Annotated in this window: 12 protein-coding genes and 1 pseudogene; 1 reads left to right on the plus strand and 12 read right to left on the minus strand. The window is 71.1% G+C overall.

Annotation, left to right across the window (positions count from 1 at the left end):
- Positions 1-165 precede the first annotated feature (165 nt).
- The 6 genes and pseudogenes from ALMP_RS10625 to ALMP_RS10650 all read right to left on the minus strand — a co-directional run bounded on the left by ALMP_RS10625 (position 166) and on the right by ALMP_RS10650 (position 6925).
- Entirely contained in the window at positions 166-1758 is a 1593-nt protein-coding gene (locus ALMP_RS10625) for a cation acetate symporter (protein WP_264926341.1), read from the minus strand.
- Positions 1755-2339 carry a DUF485 domain-containing protein gene (locus ALMP_RS10630; protein ID WP_264926343.1) on the minus strand — a complete coding sequence of 195 codons (585 nt, stop codon included), beginning with the start codon at positions 2337-2339 and terminating at the stop codon, positions 1755-1757. Before ALMP_RS10630 ends, ALMP_RS10625 begins: the two co-directional genes overlap by 4 nt.
- A gap of 79 nt (positions 2340-2418) precedes the next feature.
- Positions 2419-3099, minus strand: a complete 681-nt coding sequence (locus tag ALMP_RS10635; protein ID WP_264926345.1) for a response regulator transcription factor — start codon at positions 3097-3099, stop codon at positions 2419-2421.
- Complete coding sequence (locus ALMP_RS10640) at positions 3096-4247, minus strand: sensor histidine kinase (RefSeq protein ID WP_264926347.1); 1152 nt, start codon at positions 4245-4247, stop codon at positions 3096-3098. Before ALMP_RS10640 ends, ALMP_RS10635 begins: the two co-directional genes overlap by 4 nt.
- Before the next feature lie 100 nt (positions 4248-4347).
- Positions 4348-4518 (minus strand): annotated as a pseudogene (locus ALMP_RS10645) (DUF1453 domain-containing protein); the annotation flags it as partial.
- A 283-nt stretch (positions 4519-4801) separates the two neighbouring features.
- On the minus strand, positions 4802-6925 hold the full coding sequence (locus tag ALMP_RS10650; protein ID WP_264926349.1) for a type IIA DNA topoisomerase subunit B: 2124 nt from the start codon (positions 6923-6925) through the stop codon (positions 4802-4804).
- Between the two features lie 443 nt (positions 6926-7368).
- Between ALMP_RS10650 and ALMP_RS10655 the strand changes: the two genes are divergently transcribed.
- The gene (locus ALMP_RS10655) at positions 7369-7599 is read left to right on the plus strand and encodes a hypothetical protein (RefSeq protein WP_189939320.1); all 231 of its coding nucleotides are present in this window, start codon (positions 7369-7371) and stop codon (positions 7597-7599) included.
- Between the two features lie 104 nt (positions 7600-7703).
- Here the strand turns inward: ALMP_RS10655 and ALMP_RS10660 are convergent, their stop codons facing one another.
- The 6 genes from ALMP_RS10660 to ALMP_RS10685 form a co-directional block, all read right to left on the minus strand.
- Positions 7704-8567 carry a serine protease gene (locus ALMP_RS10660; RefSeq protein ID WP_264926352.1) on the minus strand — a complete coding sequence of 288 codons (864 nt, stop codon included), beginning with the start codon at positions 8565-8567 and terminating at the stop codon, positions 7704-7706.
- Positions 8568-8706: 139 nt separating this feature from the next.
- Entirely contained in the window at positions 8707-10245 is a 1539-nt protein-coding gene (locus ALMP_RS10665; protein WP_264926354.1) for an RNA polymerase sigma factor, read from the minus strand.
- Positions 10246-10672: 427 nt separating this feature from the next.
- Positions 10673-11560, minus strand: a complete 888-nt coding sequence (locus tag ALMP_RS10670) for a FadR/GntR family transcriptional regulator (RefSeq protein WP_264926356.1) — start codon at positions 11558-11560, stop codon at positions 10673-10675.
- A gap of 163 nt (positions 11561-11723) precedes the next feature.
- Positions 11724-14081 carry an ATP-binding cassette domain-containing protein gene (locus ALMP_RS10675; protein ID WP_264926358.1) on the minus strand — a complete coding sequence of 786 codons (2358 nt, stop codon included), beginning with the start codon at positions 14079-14081 and terminating at the stop codon, positions 11724-11726.
- A 147-nt stretch (positions 14082-14228) separates the two neighbouring features.
- Positions 14229-14987: an NUDIX hydrolase gene (locus ALMP_RS10680; protein ID WP_264926360.1), complete on the minus strand. Its 759-nt coding sequence runs from the start codon at positions 14985-14987 to the stop codon at positions 14229-14231.
- A 131-nt stretch (positions 14988-15118) separates the two neighbouring features.
- Positions 15119-17038 (minus strand): glycogen debranching N-terminal domain-containing protein, encoded by a 1920-nt coding sequence (locus ALMP_RS10685; RefSeq protein WP_264926402.1) that lies wholly within the window; start codon positions 17036-17038, stop codon positions 15119-15121.
- Positions 17039-17571 lie beyond the last annotated feature (533 nt).

Genomic DNA, 17571 nt, shown 5'->3' on the forward strand with positions numbered 1-17571 from the left:
CAGCCCTGAAAGTCCCCCGTCGCCTCAATCCTGGAGGACCACCGACGCTTCGCCCCTGGAGGACCTCCGTCGCCCTCGCACCTGGAGGACTCCCGTGACTCCCAGCCCTGCGGGACTCCCGTGACTCCAGCCATGGAAGGCTTCCGGACCCAGCCTTGAAGATCTCTAGACGGCGCCCGCTCCCGTCAGCGACCGCACCTCCGTCTCCGCGTGCTTGGCCTCGTCCGCGACTTCCGTCGAGGTGACCGTGCCGAGCCAGCCCGCGAGGAAGCCGAGCGGGATCGAGACCAGGCCCGGGTTCTGCAAGGGGAAGAGCTGGAAGTCGACGCCGGGGAAGAGCGACTGCGGGGTGCCCGACACGACCGGCGACAGCAGCACGAGCACCAGGGCCGGGACCAGCCCGCCGTACATCGACCACACGGCTCCTCGCGTGGTGAAGCTCCGCCAGAACAGCGAGTACAGCAGGACCGGCAGGTTGGCGGACGCGGCGACGGCGAAGGCCAGGCCCACCAGGAAGGCGACGTTGAGGTCGCGGGCCAGCAGCCCGAGTCCGATCGCGACCGCACCGATACCGACGGCGGCGGCCCGCGCCACCGCGACCTCGCTGTGGGGCTCGGAGCGCCTGCGCCGCAGCGAGGCGTACAGATCGTGGGCCACGGACGCCGAGGAGGCGAGCGTGATCCCGGCGACCACGGCGAGGATCGTGGCGAAGGCGACGGCCGCCACCATCGCGAACAGAACCGTTCCCCCCATGGAGTCGGCTCCGCCGCCCAGGTCGAGGGCCAGGAGCGGAACCGCTGTGTTCCCGGCCGCGTTCGACGCGCGCACGGCGTCCGGGCCGACGATCGCCGCCGCCCCGAAGCCGAGCACGATCGTCATCAGGTAGAAGCCGCCGATCAGCCCGATCGACCAGACGACGGACCGCCGGGCGGCCCGCGCGGTCGGCACCGTGTAGAAGCGGGACAGGATGTGCGGCAGCCCCGCCGTACCCAGCACCAGCGCGAGTCCCAGGCTCATGAAGTCCAACCGTGCGGTCCAGTCGCCGCCGTACTTCAGCCCGGGCGCCAGGAACGCGGCGCCGTGCCCGCTGCGCTCGGCCGCCGTGAGCAGCAGCCGGTCGAAGTCACCGTGGAAGCGCACCAGGACGAGCACGGTGAGCACGATCGTGCCGCCCAGCAGCAGCACCGCCTTGACGATCTGGATCCAGGTGGTGGCCCTCATCCCTCCCAACGACACATAGGTCACCATGAGCGCACCGACACCGATGACGGCCCAGGCCTGGGCCATCTCACCGGTCCTGCCGAGGAGCAGCGCGACCAGGCTGCCCGCGCCCACCATCTGCGCCACCAGATAGAGAACGGACACCGTGACCGAGGAGGTTCCCGCCGCGATCCGCACCGGCCGCTCGCGCATCCGCGCGGCGATCACGTCGGCGAGCGTGAACCGTCCGCAGTTGCGCACGAGTTCCGCCACGAGGAACAGCACCACCAGCCAGGCCACCAGGAAGCCCACCGAGTACAGCAGCCCGTCGTACCCGAAGAGCGCGATGAGCCCGGAGATGCCGAGGAAGGAGGCGGCCGACATGTAGTCGCCCGCGATGGCAAAACCATTCTCCATCGGTGAGAACAGCCGGCCCCCGGCATAGAACTCCTCCGCCGAGCCATGCCGGTTGCGACTCACCCATGTCGTGATCCCGAGGGTGACGGCGATGAACGCGCTGAACAGCAGCAGCGCCACAGTCTGATGGTTGCCGGTCACACCGCACCTCCTCGCGCCTCGCGTGTCAGCTCCTGGGTGTCCCAGCGCAGTTCGAGCGCCGCCCGATCCCTGCGCAGCCGTGCGTGCCGGGAGTACGCCCAGGTGAGGAGGAACGTACTGAGGAACTGCCCGAGCCCCGCGATCAGCGCCACGTTCACCGCGCCGACCACCGGCCGGGCCATGAATCCGGGCGCCGTCGTCGCGGTCACGACGTAGCCGACGTACCAGAGGAAGAAACCCGCGACCGCCGGGATCACGAACCGCCGGTACCGGCTGCGCACCTCTTGGAAGGCCGCGCTGCGCTGCACTTCGAGATAGACCTGAGCCGCCGCCACGGCCCCGTCCTCCCGCCGACCACGTGCGACCGGTACCCCCGACACGGACGCGCCCGGTCCGCCGGACTCCGAGGCGACCGGTCCGCCCGACTCGGCCCAGCCCGAGGCGAACGATTCGTACCACGGATCCTCGTACCGCACGCCCCGGGACGCCTCGACGAACGCCGGTCCGTGCCCCTGCCGATGATCGTCCGCACTTTCGAGACCGCCCCCGCTGCCACCGGCGCGGCCGTTGCTTGACTGCATGCCCAATTTTGGACAGAACGGGTAGATCCCTGACTCTTCTTCCTTCTGCTCTTCACCCCATCAGGTGACCATGGCCCACTCACCCCGGCGGCCGCACCAGCCCCTTCCAGAACGCGTAACGCACCGCCTGGGCTCGGTCCTTGAGTCCGGTCTTGGTGAACATGTTGTTGATGTGGGTCTTCACGGTCGCGGTGGACACATGCAGTTTGCGGGCGATCTCCTGGTTGCTGAGCCCTTCGGCGATCAGGACCAGCACCTGCGTCTCCCGTGTGGTCAGCCCGTCCGGTGCTGCCGCGGACGCCGTCGGCTGGGGCTCGGGCGCTGAGAGGCGCTCCAGCAGTCGTCTCTGCACGCCCGGCGACAGCCCCGCATCACCGGACAGCACACTCTGCACGGCCCGTACGATCGCCTCCCCGTCGGCGTCCTTGGTGAGGTACCCGCGCGCCCCCGCCCTCAGCGCGGGGAACAGGGAGTCGTCGTCCGCGTATGTCGTGAGGACCACGACCTGTGTACCGGGATGCTCCGCCCGGATGCGTCTCGTCGCCTCGACCCCGTCGCAGCGGGGCATCCGCAGATCCATCAGCACCACGTCCGGGGCGAGTTCGGCGACGAGTCTCACCGCCTCGTGCCCGTCCGCCGCGGCGCCCACGACCTCTACCCCCGGCAACAGCCCGAGCAGCATCGCGATGCCTTCCCGGACGACGGTCTGGTCGTCCGCCACCACGACCCGTGCGGGCTTCCTCTCCGCCTCCTCCGTCATACCGGCACCTTCAACGTCACCACAAAGCCTTCCTCCTCCGGCCCCGCGTCGAGCGAACCGCCCAGCAGCTCGGCACGCTCCCGCATCCCCAGCAGACCGTACCCGCCTCCCGCCTCGGCGAATTCACCCGGCGAACCTCCCGAGTCCCGTACCGTCAGGGTCACTTCACTCGGCCCGTACTCCAACCGCAGGCTCACTGTGGCACCGGGGGCGTGCTTGCGTACATTCGTCAGTGCTTCCTGCGCCACTCTGCGCACCGCCTGCGACGCCTCGGCCGACAGTGGTCTGCGGTCTCCCCCTACGGTGACCTCGGCGCCGTCGGCCTTACGGACGAGCTCGGTCAGGAAGTCCTCCAAGGGCGTGATCTCGCCCCGCAGCGCGGAGAGCGCCTGCCGGGTCTCGTCCAGACCGTCACGGGCCATACCGCGCGCCGCCACCACCCGTTCGAGTATCTGCTCGCGATCCGCACCTCTCTCGATCAACAGCCGGGCCGCTTCCAGGTGGACGAGCTGCGCCGAGAGACTGTGGGCCAGGACGTCGTGGATCTCCCGGGCGATCCGGGCCCGCTCCGCGAGCGCGGCCGACTCCGCCTCGGCCGCGCGCGCCGCCCTCTCCTGGGCGAGCAGCCGCTGAGCGCTGCCCCGGGCCTCGGCGTCCAGGCGCAGGGTGTATCCGGCGAGGGCCATGCCGCCCGCGGTGGCGGCCGTTGTCAGCCAGGGGTCGGCGTTGACCACGGCGAACGCGCCGAGCCCCAGCGCCGCCGACGGCAGCGCGGCGGCGGACGGCAGTCGCTCCAACGCCGCGATGGCGCACCCGCACCACAGGACGATGGCCTGGGAACGGAAGTCCATGGCCTGCGCGCCGGCGGCGAGCCCCAGCAGCAGGAGCAGCGGCACGAGCGACGGCCAGAGGCGGTGCACGAGCGTCATCCGGAAGAACGCCCAGGCCAGTCCAGCTGCCAGGAGCACTCCGCCGACCCCGACGACCGTGACCCAGCCATGGACCCGGCTGTCGTGGAAGGCGCTCCACAACAACACGCCGAGCACCAGCAGCCGTACGGCCCAGGCCAGTACGCGCCTGGCCTGCGAGATCCCGGCATGGCCGAGCGCCTCCCGGGAGGGCCAGCGCGTCCAGACGTTCTCCGTCATACGCGCTCCTTCACCGCGGACCGGGGCAGGTGGTCACCGTACGCCGTGGGATGCGAGGGGGCGGGCGGCAGGCAGTGCGCGCGCCGCGCCAGAAGGCCGGAGCGGACGCCGTGTGATGCTGAGGGTCGACCAGCTCGGGCTCGCGAAGGGCCAGGATGCCGGGCAGGACCCACGAGCGCGGGCCCGTTTCCACGCGGCTCGCGCGGAACTGGCGCGCGATCACCAGGCCGGCCACGGCCACGATCAGCAACGCGTTGACAAGCCCGGACATCGCAGCCTCCGTGAGCGGGAAGGGGCTGCCGACAGCGAGTGCCGCCGACGCCTTCGACGCTACGGAAACGCGCGGCTCCGGAGATCGGAGCCGGGGTGGATCATGGGTGGACCTTCAAGGGCTGTGTTCTCCACCCACGGATGGAGAACACCCCGGGCCCTCGGATGGAGAACCGCGCGGCAACCGCCCCAGCGACCAGAAGAGACGACCACCGCCCCACTCCCAGCGCGCTTCGCAGCCTCACTCCCGACCACGCGGCACGCCGCCCGAGCCGAGCGCAGCGCTACGCGTCGATGCGCGACCGGTCCAGCGTCGCCGCAGAGCTGGAGATGAACTCCTTGCGCGGCGCCACGTCGTTGCCCATGAGCAGGTCGAAGACCTGCTCCGCCGCTTCGAGGTCGGAGAGGTTGATGCGGCGCAGGGTGCGGTGGCGCGGGTCCATCGTCGTCTCGGCCAGCTGGTCGGCGTCCATCTCACCGAGACCCTTGTAGCGCTGGATGGAGTCCTTGTACCGGACGCCCTTGCTCTGGTACTCCATGAGCTTGTCGCGCAGCTCGCGGTCCGAGTAGGTGTAGACGTACTTGTCCTGGCCCCTCTTGGGCTGGATGAGCTCGATGCGGTGCAGCGGCGGCACGGCGGCGAAGACCCGGCCGGCCTCGACCATCGGCCGCATGTACCGCTGGAAGAGAGTCAGCAGCAGGCACCGGATGTGGGAGCCGTCCACATCGGCGTCGGTCATCATGATGATCTTGCCGTAGCGGGCCGCGTCGATATCGAAGGTCCGCCCCGAGCCCGCTCCTATGACCTGGATGATCGCGCCGCACTCGGCGTTCTTGAGCATGTCGGTCACGGACGACTTCTGGACGTTGAGGATCTTGCCCCGGATCGGCAGCAGCGCCTGGAACTCGGAGTTCCGGGCGAGCTTCGCGGTGCCGAGCGCCGAGTCGCCCTCGACGATGAACAGCTCGCTTCGGTCGACGTCGTCGCTGCGGCAGTCAGCGAGCTTGGCGGGCAGCGAGGAGGACTCCAGGGCCGTCTTGCGGCGCTGCGCGTCCTTGTGCTGCCGGGCGGCGATACGCGTGCGTGCCGCGGCGACCGCCTTCTCCATGACGACCCGTGCCTGAGCGGCGGCGTCACGCTTGGTGGAGGTCAGGAACGCCTTGAGCTCCTTGGAGATCACGGTGTTCACGATCCGGCGGGCCGCCGAGGTGCCGAGCACCTCCTTGGTCTGCCCCTCGAACTGCGGCTCGGCGAGGCGGACGGTGACCACGGCGGTCAGGCCCTCGAGAGCGTCGTCCTTGACGATGTCGTCCTCGGCGACGCGCAGCAGCTTCTTGGCGCGCAGCACCTCGTTCATCGTCTTGGTGACGGCCTGCTCGAAGCCGGCCACGTGGGTGCCGCCCTTGGGCGTGGCGATGATGTTGACGAACGACCGCAGCGTCGTGTCGTAGCCGGTGCCCCAACGCAGCGCCACGTCGACGCCGAGTTCGCGGGTGACCTCCGTCGGGGTCATCTGGCCGTGGTCGTCGAGGACCGGGACCGTCTCCTTGAAGGTGCCCTGTCCCGTGAAGCGGAGGACATCGCAGACGGGCTTGTCGCTGGCCAGGTACTCGCAGAACTCGCTGATGCCGCCGTCGAAGCGGAAGGACTCCTCGCCCTTGCTGCCGCCCTCGCCGAGGCCGTACTCGTCGCGGACGACGATCGTCAGGCCGGGGACGAGGAACGCGGTCTGGCGAGCGCGCTGGTGCAGGGTCTCCAGGGAGAGCTTGGCGTCCTTGAGGAAGATCTGTCGGTCGGCCCAGTACCGCACGCGCGTGCCGGTGCGGGTCTTGGTGATCTTCTTGGCCTTGCGCAGGCCGCCCTTGGCCTCGAATTTGGCGTCCGGCCCGTCCGCCGCGAAGGCGCCGGGGACACCGCGGCGGAAGCTGATCGCGTGCGTGTGCCCGCTGCGGTCCACCTCGACGTCCAGGCGGGCCGACAGGGCGTTCACCACGGAGGCGCCGACGCCGTGCAGACCGCCGGAGGCGGCGTAGGAGCCGCCGCCGAACTTGCCGCCGGCGTGCAGCTTGGTCATGACGACCTCGACGCCGGACAGGCCGGTCTTCGGCTCGACGTCGACGGGGATGCCCCGGCCGTTGTCGCGGACCTCCACCGAGGCGTCGTCGTGGAGGATCACCTCGATGTGGTCGCAGTAACCACCGAGGGCCTCATCGACGGAGTTGTCGATGATCTCCCACAGGCAGTGCATGAGACCACGGCTGTCGGTCGATCCGATGTACATACCCGGGCGCTTGCGCACGGCCTCGAGGCCCTCGAGGACGAGCAGGTGCCGCGCGGTGTAGTTGGAACCGTCCCGGTCTGCTCCTGCCAGCAGCGCTGTGGACGGCACGGACGTCTCGGCGGTCACGCGGTTCGCTCCTCGCTGAATTTCAGGGTGGGCCCTTCTGGGTAAGGGCGCGGCTTCGGTCGCCGCCAAAAGGGTACCGAGGCCTGGTAGAGCCGTTGTAACGCCACCCTCGTCTGAACTCACAGTAGTCCAGAGTCGCATGAGTGTTCGATCCCTCGATGGAGTGAAGTACATATCACGTTCCCTTCGAGGCATGAACCATTTAGGCTCCGGGCACGTCCTCATGAACAAACCGGCAATCCAGCCGGGGGGACCTAACCATGACCGACAGCGCGAAACCGTACGACACAACAGACACGTAATACGGCACATTCGCCGCCAAACCGGCAGCAGACGGCCGCCTCGAAAGATTTTTTCGAGGAGAAGCCACGAGCGGGAACGTTTTGGGGCTGGTTGGATGTTGACCCTGGTACGACAGCTCGTCGAGCTAGAGAAGAGGCGACGTGACTACTGTTCTGACCCCCGCGAGCCCGCTGACGGCCGCTGACCGCTGCGACCGCTGCGGCGCACAGGCGTACGTGCGCGTCGTCCTGCTCAGCGGCGGAGAACTGCTCTTCTGCGCCCACCACGGCCGCAAGTTCGAGCCGGAACTCAAGAAGATCGCCGCTGAGATACAGGACGAGACGGAGCGGCTGACGGCCGTTCCCGCATCCGCCTCCGACGAAGAGCGCTGACCGTTCGCGTTCCACGACGAGCCAGAACCGGCACAGGCCGGTACGCGGGCGGCCGCCCCTGCTCCCAGGGGCGGCCGCCCGCACTCGTCCCCCGAATCGGGGGCTCAGGCCCTCTCAGGGCCCTTTGCCGCACCCCGGGAGCCCACATTCCAGCCCAGTACCCGCACCAGGTCGGACACGCGCGTGTAGACGCCGGGGTCGCCCGGGCGCCCGCAGCCGCTGCCCCAGGACACGAGCCCGATCAGCCGGCCTCCCGCGACCAGCGGCCCGCCACTGTCGCCCTGGCAGGCGTCGCGGCCACCACGCACCTCCCCGGCGCACACCATCGTCTTCGCCGTGTAGGTGCCGTCGTCGGACGTTGCGGGGTACGCGAGCTCGCAGAGGGTGTCGGGCAGCACATGGACGCGTGCGGCCCGCAGGCTGTGGGCGTAGGAGCCGAATCCGGTGATGTCGCCCCAGCCGTAGACCGCGGCCTCCGTCCCGGCCTTGTATGCCGGATCCCCCGCCGCGGCCATGCCGATGACCGCCGTCCGCGGGAGAGGCTCGGCTAGTTTGAGCACGGCGAAGTCCCCGGACTTGCTGTCCCTGTCATAGCCGGGATTCACCCAGATGCTCGTTACGGAGATCTCCCGCCCCTTGTCACTGAAGAGATCCGTGCGGCCCTCGATGACCTTCAGATCACGTGCGGGAGGCGATCCCAGCACCTCCTTCCCCAGACAGTGGGCCGCGGTGAGCACGGTGTGCGGGCCGACCACCACACCCCCACAGAACTGGCCCGCCCGCATACCTCCGAACCGGTCACGGCTGGACAGTGCGACGGTCCACGGGCTCTGGGAGACGTCGACCGGGACACCGCCCACGACGACACCGCCGGAGGCCGCCGGGGCCGCGGACACCAGCGGTAGTGCGACTGCCGCCGTCGCCAGGACCAACGGCCGGGTCAACGCCCGGGCAAAGGGACGAAGCATGCACGCTCCTCACTCTGGAGTGACCGGTGGACACCCAGAGTGATTCAGCGCACGGCGACGCGCACCCGCGCACCGACAGCGAAGGCCCGGCTCCCGTTTCCGGAAGCCGGGCCTTCGCTGTCGATGTGCAGCGGGTCGACTAGTCGAGGTAGTCGCGCAGCACCTGCGAGCGCGACGGGTGACGCAGCTTCGACATGGTCTTGGACTCGATCTGGCGGATCCGCTCACGGGTGACGCCGTACACCTTGCCGATCTCGTCGAGGGTCTTCGGCTGACCGTCGGTGAGACCGAAGCGCATGGAGACCACACCGGCCTCGCGCTCGGACAGGGTGTCGAGGACGGAGTGCAGCTGCTCCTGCAGGAGCGTGAAGCTGACCGCGTCGGCCGGGACGACGGCCTCGGAGTCCTCGATGAGGTCACCGAACTCGCTGTCGCCGTCCTCACCCAGCGGGGTGTGCAGCGAGATGGGCTCTCGCCCGTACTTCTGGACCTCGATGACCTTCTCCGGGGTCATGTCGAGTTCCTTGGCCAGCTCCTCCGGAGTGGGCTCGCGGCCCAGGTCCTGGAGCATCTGGCGCTGCACGCGCGCGAGCTTGTTGATGACCTCGACCATGTGCACCGGGATACGGATGGTGCGCGCCTGGTCGGCCATCGCGCGGGTGATCGCCTGACGGATCCACCAGGTGGCGTACGTGGAGAACTTGTAGCCCTTGGTGTAGTCGAACTTCTCGACCGCGCGGATCAGACCGAGGTTGCCTTCCTGGATGAGGTCCAGGAAGAGCATGCCGCGGCCGGTGTAGCGCTTGGCCAGCGAGACCACCAGACGGAGGTTGGCCTCCAGCAGGTGGTTCTTGGCGCGGCGGCCGTCCTCGGCGATGATCTCCAGCTCACGCTTGAGCTTCGGCGCGAGCTTGTCGGCGTTGGCCAGCTTGTCCTCGGCGAAAAGACCGGCCTCGATGCGCTTGGCGAGCTCGACCTCCTGCTCGGCGTTGAGCAGCGGGACCTTGCCGATCTGCTTGAGGTAGTCCTTGACCGGGTCGGCGGTGGCACCGGCGGCCGCGACCTGCTGCGCGGGCGCGTCGTCCTCGTCCTCGTCGGAGAGCACGAAGCCGGCGCTTTCGGCGCCCTCCGGCTCGTCGCCGGCCTTGGGAGCCTCTTCCAGCACCTCGTCCTCGAGGAGCTCGACGTCGTCCTTCTTGGCGGTGGTCTTCTTGGCCGCCGTCTTCTTGGCGGGGGCGGCCTTCTTCGCGACCGCCTTCTTGGCGGTCGTCTTCTTGGCAGCCGCCTTCTTGGCGGGGGCGGCTTCCTCGGCGGGGTCGTCGACAGCGGGCGCGGCCGGGGCGGTCGTGGGGGCGGCGGCCTTCCTCGTGGTCACCGTCTTCGCCGCGACCGTCTTGGTGGCGGTGCGCTTGGCCGGACTCTTCGCTGCGACGCTCTTTCGGGTGCGCTTGGGCTCCGCGGCACTGACCATCAGCGTCACACCCTCTTCCTCGAGGATCTGGTTGAGGCTGCGCAGTACGTTCTTCCACTGAGTGGCCGGAATCTGGTCAGCTTCGAAGGCCCGACGCACATCGTCGCCGGCGATCTGCCCCTCAGCCTTTCCCCGCTCAATGAGCGCCATGACAGAGACGGACTCGGCGATCTCCGGCGGGAGCGTACGGGATGTGCTGGCCGACACGAACAACCTCTCGGAACGTTGGAAAACGGCTTCCGGCCCCGTCCACTGCGGACAGGAGCCGACCACCGGCCTGGGGGTGGGCCGACGGCGCGGGCGGGGGCCGGGAAGATGCACAGCGCCTTGTACGGCGTCCGTATTCCCTCCGCGGCTGTCACCTCTTAGGTCATCGCGTTGTTTCCACGAGCGTTACGCCCAATCTTCGTGGCCCGAGTCACACCCCGTAAGCAGCTAAAAACGGTCAGACGCGGGCAGATGCGGTCACTCGCAGTGGCTACCCCGCCTGCCGTGACCTAACCACCTCCTGACGCCGTCGGACCCCGCAGGCCCGGGACGGGTCCTGCGGGGTCCGAGGGGAGGGCGAGGCACCGGTCGAGGGATGTGTCGCAGGGGGGAGAACCCGGCCGGGGCCGCACGCGCGATGCGCCGGTCAGTGCTCGCGCGGCGCCGGGACGACGCGCTCCACCTCGGGATGGACGGTGAGCAGTTGACGCATGGCCGCCTCGGCGCCGGAGCCGTCACCGGCGGCGAGTGCGTCGACGATCCTGCCGTGGTGCGCGAGGGAGGCCTCGTTCGGCCGGTCACAGGCGGTGACCGGGCCGCCGGAGACATGGAGGGCGGCCGATACGATGCCGGAGAGGTGCTCCAGCATGCGGTTGCCCGCGATCTGGATGAGCAGCGAGTGGAACTCCGCGTCGGCTCGTGAGTAGGTGAGCGCGTCGCCCTGGGCCAGGGCGTGTCCCATGATCTCGACCATGTCGCCCAGGCGCTGCTGGACGTCCTCGCGCCCGTGCCCGGCGGCGAGCCTTGCGGCGAGCGGCTCGATCGTCCAGCGCAGCTCGCTGAGCTCGCGCCGCTGGTCGTCGCGCTGCGGTCCGAAGGCCCGCCACTCGATGATGTCCGGGTCGAGAAGGTTCCAGTCGCTCACGGGACGCACGCGCGTGCCCACGTTGGGTCGGGCACTGACCAGGCCCTTGGCCTCCAGGACGCGGAGCGATTCACGGACGACAGTGCGGGAGACCTCGAAGCGCTGGCCGATCTCCTCGGGCACGAGCGGACGGTCGGCACCCAGATCGCCCGAGACGATCATCTGGCCCAGCTGCTGGACGAGTTGGCCGTGCAGTCCGCGGCCGCGGCTGCCCGCCGCACGCCGGCCCACACGGCCCAGCTCGGGGTCCGCGCTCTCCCAGACGGGAGGTCCGACGCGGTCGGCGGCGGGGGCCTCGGCGTAGGGGTAGCGGTCGAGTTCGCCCGGGCCGGCCAGACCGGAGTCGGTGGAGCGGGCGGCGGTCATCATGGTGTGCGCAAGGGTACTCACGCATCCTTTGTCGGCGCCGCTCCCAACTCCCTTGAGGTCTTTGGTGAAAAGCACACGAAAGGGTGATCGCTCACCCCGTCGCAATTGACGCCTTATCGGAAAGAAATGGGCTTTCTCCGGGGAGTTGTGTACATGGCGCCGACGGCCCGGTGACGCACTGTCGTCACCGGACCCTGCTCCGCAGGGCCGTGAGCAGATACGCGCACATCAGGAGGGTGAGCGACAACGCCAGCGCGCCGCCGACGGGTTGGACGATCACGCGTACCACACCGGCCAGATAGCGCTCTCCACCGAAGGGCCACTGCATCAGGAACGTCTCGCGCAACCGCACCGAGATTTCGGCCGCCGTCCGCACGGACGTGTTCTCCACGGCCTTCTGTACGAGGGGTACGACGGCGACGGGGACGGCGACCACCGCCGCGAGGCCGGCCGTGGTGGAGCGGAACACGCCTGCCGCCAGGACGCCGGCCCAGGCACAGCCGACCATGAGCCCGGCCCAACTCGCGCTCAGCTGGAGCCAGTCCGCGGGAACCTTGGCGAACTCCCGACCGTAGACGAGATAGAGCACCTCGGCGTCGCAGCCCACGGTGAGGAAGGCCAGCATCAGCGCGGAGAGCGTGGCGACGAGGAGCTTGGCGGTGAGCAGGCCCAGCCTGCGGGGCACGGTGCCGCGGTCGGCGGCCAGGGCGGGGTGGCGGAATTCGTCGCCGAACGCGAGCGCCCCGAGCAGCCCCGCGCCGAGCGCCGAGGGAGGCAACGGCAGCTCTGCGGGCCACGCGGCCAGCAGCCGTGCCTGCGGGGTGTGGCCGATGCGGGCCAGGAGGAGAGCGGTGACGGCGGAGACGAGCAGCACGGCGGCACTGATGACCATGCCGGTGCTGATACCGGTGGCGCGGCGTAGTTCGTAACGGAGGGGGCGCAGCGGGCTGGGAGCGGGGCGGACGGAGATGGGGGGTGGAAGGGCGGAGAGGGCGTCGAGCGCGGTGGGCGCGGGGATGCCGTCGTAGCCGTTGGTGGAGGGAGGAGCGATCGGGGTGGACGCGGCGTCCTCTGACGGGTGGGGCGAGTCTGCGGGAATTTCGGCGGGCTCGGTGGGCTCGCCGGCGGACCGGGGTCGAGGCTGGGGGGCGGCTGCCGGCTGCGCCTCAGCGGCGGACCGGGCGGCGTCGCGGTCGAGGGAGGTGTCCGGGGTATCCGGGCCTTCCGAGGCCTCCGGGGCCTCCGGGGTGTCCGGGGTGTCCGTCGTGGTGTCGGGGGGTGCCGCGGAGAGTTCCGTCCGCGCCTCGTCATCGACCGGCCGGGAGTCGCCGGGTAGCGGATCGGGCGAGGCGTGCGACGCGGGTGCGGGTCCTTGTCCACCGTCCCGGGTGCGTGGCTCGCCCACGGAGACGGCCATGCGAGCCGCGCTCCCCGTGCGGGTGTCCTCCGCGGCGGTGCCGGTCGCCGCATGCGGCTCGCGGTGGCCGCACGCACTCGCCTCCCGCGGTTCGCCGAGAGCCTGCGCACTCGCGCTGCGCGACTCCCTGGAGGTCTGAGAGATCGCGGAGAGCAGCGCGAGGGACGCCTGCTGCTCGTCGCCGAGCGGGGCCGTGCCCTCCTCGGTGGGTGTCCGGTCCGTCGGGTCGGCTCCCGCTCCGGGCCCCATGTCTCCGACCTCGTCGGCGAGTTGATGGACGAGGACACCGTGCCGGAACGCGGTCTCGCCGACGTGGGCGCAGGTGCTGCCGTACACGGAGAGCCGGTTGCCGTCCTCCTGCACGACTTCGACGGAACGCCGTGCCGTGCGAGCCTCCTTGACGAGCAGGGCGGCGAGGCGGGCGGCATGGGGGCTGCGTACGGCGACCCGGGGGCGCAGCCGGTTGCGGGCGAAGTCCCTGGCCTCCTGGTCGGCGACGAGTCTGCCCTGGTCCAGGCTGACGACCCGGTCGGCGATGCGGACGGCTTCCTTGGGGTCGGACGTGGTCGACAGGACCGTGCCGCCCTGGGCCGCGTGCGCGCGCAGCATGCCGTGCACCCACCGGCTTTCGCGGTCGGAGAGTCCGTCGGTCGGCTCGTCGAGCACGAGGGTGTGCGGGTCGGCGAGGAGGGCGCAGGCCAGGCCGAGACGGCGGTCCATGCCCCGCGAGAGCGTGCCGAGGCGCTCCTCGCTCAGGCTGACCAGGCCCACCACCTCGAGGACTTCGTCAGCCCGGCGGACCGGGACGCCCGCGGCGGCGCAGAGCATGCGCAGATGGCCGCGCACGGTGCGGGCCGGGTGCCCCGGCACATCGCCGAGAAGGACGCCCACCTCGCGCGAGGGATGGGCGATGCGGTGCAGGGGCCGGCCTCTGAAGTAGGTGATGCCACGGCCCTGTTGAAGTTCGAGCATGAGCCTCAGGGCCGTGCTCTTGCCCGCGCCCGGCGCCCCGAGCAGCACGGTGACGCGGCCCGCGCGCGCCTCGAAGGTGACGTCGTCAAGGGCGGGCGGAAGCTCCTTGCGGTGGTCGCTGGTCAGTCCGAAGGCCTGGATCACCCGTAGCAAGATAGCGCGTTATGTCCCATTTTCTGGTATAGCGCGGCTGGCTGTGTGGCCGTGGTCGACAGCGATGAGCCCTGGAGGGCCGCGAGCCGGTTTCCGCTCGGTCGCGGAGGAACCCGAATGGGGTGCGGCACATGTCCGCACCACGCCTCACACCTCGGGCCGCAGCATCGGCGGGTTCAGCAGCGTCGCGCCGCCGGCGCGGAACAGCTGAGCCGGCCGGCCGCCCTGCCGGGTGGTGGTACCGCCCGTGGGGACCAGGAAGCCGGGAGTGCCGGTCACCTTGCGGTGGAAGTTGCGCGGGTCCAGCGCCACGCCCCAGACCGCCTCGTAGACCCGGCGCAGCTCCCCGACGGTGAACTCCGTGGGACAGAACGCGGTCGCCAGCGAGGAGTACTCGATCTTGGAGCGGGCCCGTTCCACTCCGTCCGCGAGGATCTGGGCGTGATCGAAGGCGAGCGGTGCGACCGGTTCGCCGTCCCGGCCGTATCCGCCCTGCTGCAAGAGCTCCTCGACCGGCGCCCAGCGGGCGTTGCTGGCGTCGCCGCCGGCTCTCGGGGCGGGCAGGTCGGGGGCGAGCGCCAAATGCGCGACACTGACCACGCGCATCCTCGGGTCGCGCTTGGGGTCGCCGTACGTCGCGAGCTGCTCCAGGTGGGCGCCGTTGTCCTGGGCCGGGGCGGAGGGGTCGTGGGCGCTCAGTCCGGTCTCCTCGGCCAGTTCACGCGCCGCGGCCTGGGAAAGGTCCTCGTCGGCCCGTACGAAGCCGCCCGGGAGCGCCCAGCGCCCCTGGAACGGCGGTTCGCCCCTGCGCACCGCCAGCGCGCACAGGGCATGGCGGCGCACGGTCAGCACGACCAGGTCCACGGTGACGGCGAAGGGCGGAAAGGCTGACGGGTCGTAGGGCATGCCGCGATCATAGTCGTCTTCCTGACGATAAACACTCCTTTCATTAGCCGCTTCGATGGCTGATCCCCTCCGGTTCGGCACTGCCGTCACCATTCGTCCCCGAGCGTCGGTCGCTGCCACGTCATCCGAGGTCACGCACCCAATTGCAGCCCGTCGGCCGCCTCCTCGACCATGGCCAGTCCGAGCCTGCTGACGCGCACGGAGAAGGGGGCGCCCGCGACCCGCAGCCCGGTGAGGCCGATCTCTCCGAGAGGGGCGCTGGGCAGGGGGCGCAGGGTGACCGTCCCGGCCGGGGCGTCGGGGCGGATGCCGGCCAGGGTGGTCAGCAACAGCACGCCGGCGGCGGCCGCGGTGGCGGCGGGGCGGCAGGCGGCCGGGTGGGGCAGAGGGGCACTGCCTTCCGTGCGCTGCTCCCCCGCGTACATCTCGGGCAGGCGATGGCCGAAGGCTTCGGCCGCCGCCAGTACGCCCCGCAGCAGCGAACCCGCCTCCTTCTCGTAGCCCGAGGCGGCCAGGCCGGCGACCGCGACCGCCGTCTCGTGGACCCGTACGGCGCCGCTGCGGTGGCCGAAGGGGTTGTGGCCCGCCTCCTTCGCGCCCAGCCCGCGCAGTCCCCAGCCCGAGTCCATGACCGGGCTGCCGAGCAGCCGGGCGAGCTGTTCGGTCTGCACCTTGTCGAGCAGGCCGGGAGCGTGCTCGCCGCCGCCCAGCAGTCCGCAGTCGAGGAGGTGGGCGGTGGCAGCGCCGAGGTGCGGCACCAGCCGTCCGTCGGCGGTACGGGCTGCGGCGGGCCGGCCGCCACCGGGATCGTCGATCCAGAAGTCCCGCCGGAACGCGAACCGCGCCGTCCGCGCCCACTCCCTCAGGCCGTCCCCGTCCGGCCTGCCGCAGGCGTCGAGCAGGTCGGCACCGAGCAGGGCCGCGCGGTGCGCGTGGGCCTGGGTCTCACAGCGGACGGGTCCACTGGGCCGGGGATCGCACAGATAGGGACCCTCGCCGACGGCGGCCCGCAGCCAGGTCAGGCAGCGCTCGGCCGTCGGCAGCAGTTCCTCCGTGTCCTGATCGGGCAGCCCCCATCTGCGGGCCTCCGCGAGGAGTACCGGGAAGAGCAGAGTCGCTTCCGTGCCTGTGCACCCCGGCGGCAGATGCGCGCCCGCGTCCCGCCGGGGCCCGGGGATCATGCCGGCCTGCGGTCCCTTGCCCGTGACCTGGGTGCGGGCGAGGGTGCGCAGCGTTCCCGCGGCGAGTCGGGTGCCGAGGGGCAGCGTCATACGGGCGGCGGCAAGTGCCTCCGCCGGGGCCAGTCCGCAGCGCCACGGGGCCCCTGCCGCGAGGTGCGTGTCGGTGGGATGGGCCGGGTCACGCACCAGAAGGGCCTGCAAGTCCTCGACGCTCGTGCTCAGCAACGCGGGGACCCGGGGGTCGTCGCCCGTCGCCCGTGCGGGAGCCAAGGGGCTGGTCGCGACGCGCCCCACCGCCCGGATCGGGCCCACGCCGTCCAGGCGGACTCTCAGTTCCACGCAAGCGCTGCCACCGGGAGGCACGTCCAGGTCCCAGCGCAGGAGTCCCGCGGAGGCCAGAGCGTCGCTGGGCGGGGGGTCGGCGGTGACCGACGCGGTCCCGGTGGCGCACGACCAGCGCAGCCCCGCGTCACGGACGCTGGCGGGCAGTTCCGGGCCGGCGCGCCCGGCCGCGATGGCACCCAGGTCGGCCAGGTCCGTGCCGAGGGCCACCTCCACCGGCAGGCGCAGCGGCCGGGACGCGGCGCTGTGCAGGGTGATCCGCTCGGTTCCGTCCGCGGTGCGGGTCCGCTCGACGACGACCTCGGGGTCCGGCCCGCCGTGGGGGGCGGCGCGCAGGGTGCCGACGAAGCGGGCCCGGTCGGCCGAGGTCATCCGGGCCTGGACCGCGAGCGGCTCCCGTCCGGCCACCCGCAGCTGGCAGCGGGCCAGGATGCGGCGCCCCGCCCGGTAGAAGCCCTCCAGTCCGCGGCCGGTGAGCTGCCCCTGGTCCGTGGAGATGGCCAGGCCCGGCAGGCCGACACAGATCATCGCCGTGTGCACGGGTGGCAGCTCGGTGGGGCGTGCGGTCGCGGGCGGGGCCGGTGCCGCGGCGCCGCGCGGCGTGGGAGGGGCGGGGCGACGCGGAGAGCCGGTGGGCGGCACGGCGGACGCCCCGCCGGCGCCGCTCCCTCGGTCCGGGAAGCGGTGTGAGGTCTCCGCCGCAGGGGCGGGTGGTGCGGTGCGGCGGGTGTCGTCGCCGGGGAACTCGGTTTCGTGGCGTGCGGGCCTGGCCGTCGGCGGCAGGCCGGGCCCCGGCCTGTGGTGCGGCACGAGCCTGTCGGTTGCGGGGCGTGCGTCGGCGGTGGAGGGCGGAGTCGGCTGGTGCATGCGGTGCCTTCGTTCTGCTCTCTGTGCGCCACGGGCACGGTCGGCGCCGGCGGCGGGCTCCGGCAGGGCAGGTGCGCTGCGGCGGCGCGCCGGCTCGGGCGTACCGCCACTCAGGTGAACGGAGCGGGTCTCCCCCAAGTCACGCCCGGCGGCGAGGGCCAACCGTTTGGTGGCAGGGCGGGGAGGACGACCGA

Origin of the sequence: Streptomyces sp. A012304 (genome assembly GCF_026008495.1) — a bacterium.
In the GTDB taxonomy this organism is placed as follows: domain Bacteria; phylum Actinomycetota; class Actinomycetes; order Streptomycetales; family Streptomycetaceae; genus Streptomyces.

Bases quoted from the DNA above. Each gene is read 5' to 3' on its own strand.
- ALMP_RS10630 (WP_264926343.1), bottom strand. From the start codon at position 2,339: ATGCAGTCAAGCAACGGCCGCGCCGGTGGCAGCGGGGGCGGTCTCGAA.
- ALMP_RS10635 (WP_264926345.1), bottom strand. From the start codon at position 3,099: ATGACGGAGGAGGCGGAGAGGAAGCCCGCACGGGTCGTGGTGGCGGAC.
- ALMP_RS10640 (WP_264926347.1), bottom strand. From the start codon at position 4,247: ATGACGGAGAACGTCTGGACGCGCTGGCCCTCCCGGGAGGCGCTCGGC.
- ALMP_RS10660 (WP_264926352.1), bottom strand. From the start codon at position 8,567: ATGCTTCGTCCCTTTGCCCGGGCGTTGACCCGGCCGTTGGTCCTGGCG.
- ALMP_RS10680 (WP_264926360.1), bottom strand. From the start codon at position 14,987: ATGCCCTACGACCCGTCAGCCTTTCCGCCCTTCGCCGTCACCGTGGAC.
- ALMP_RS10685 (WP_264926402.1), bottom strand. From the start codon at position 17,038: ATGATCTGTGTCGGCCTGCCGGGCCTGGCCATCTCCACGGACCAGGGG.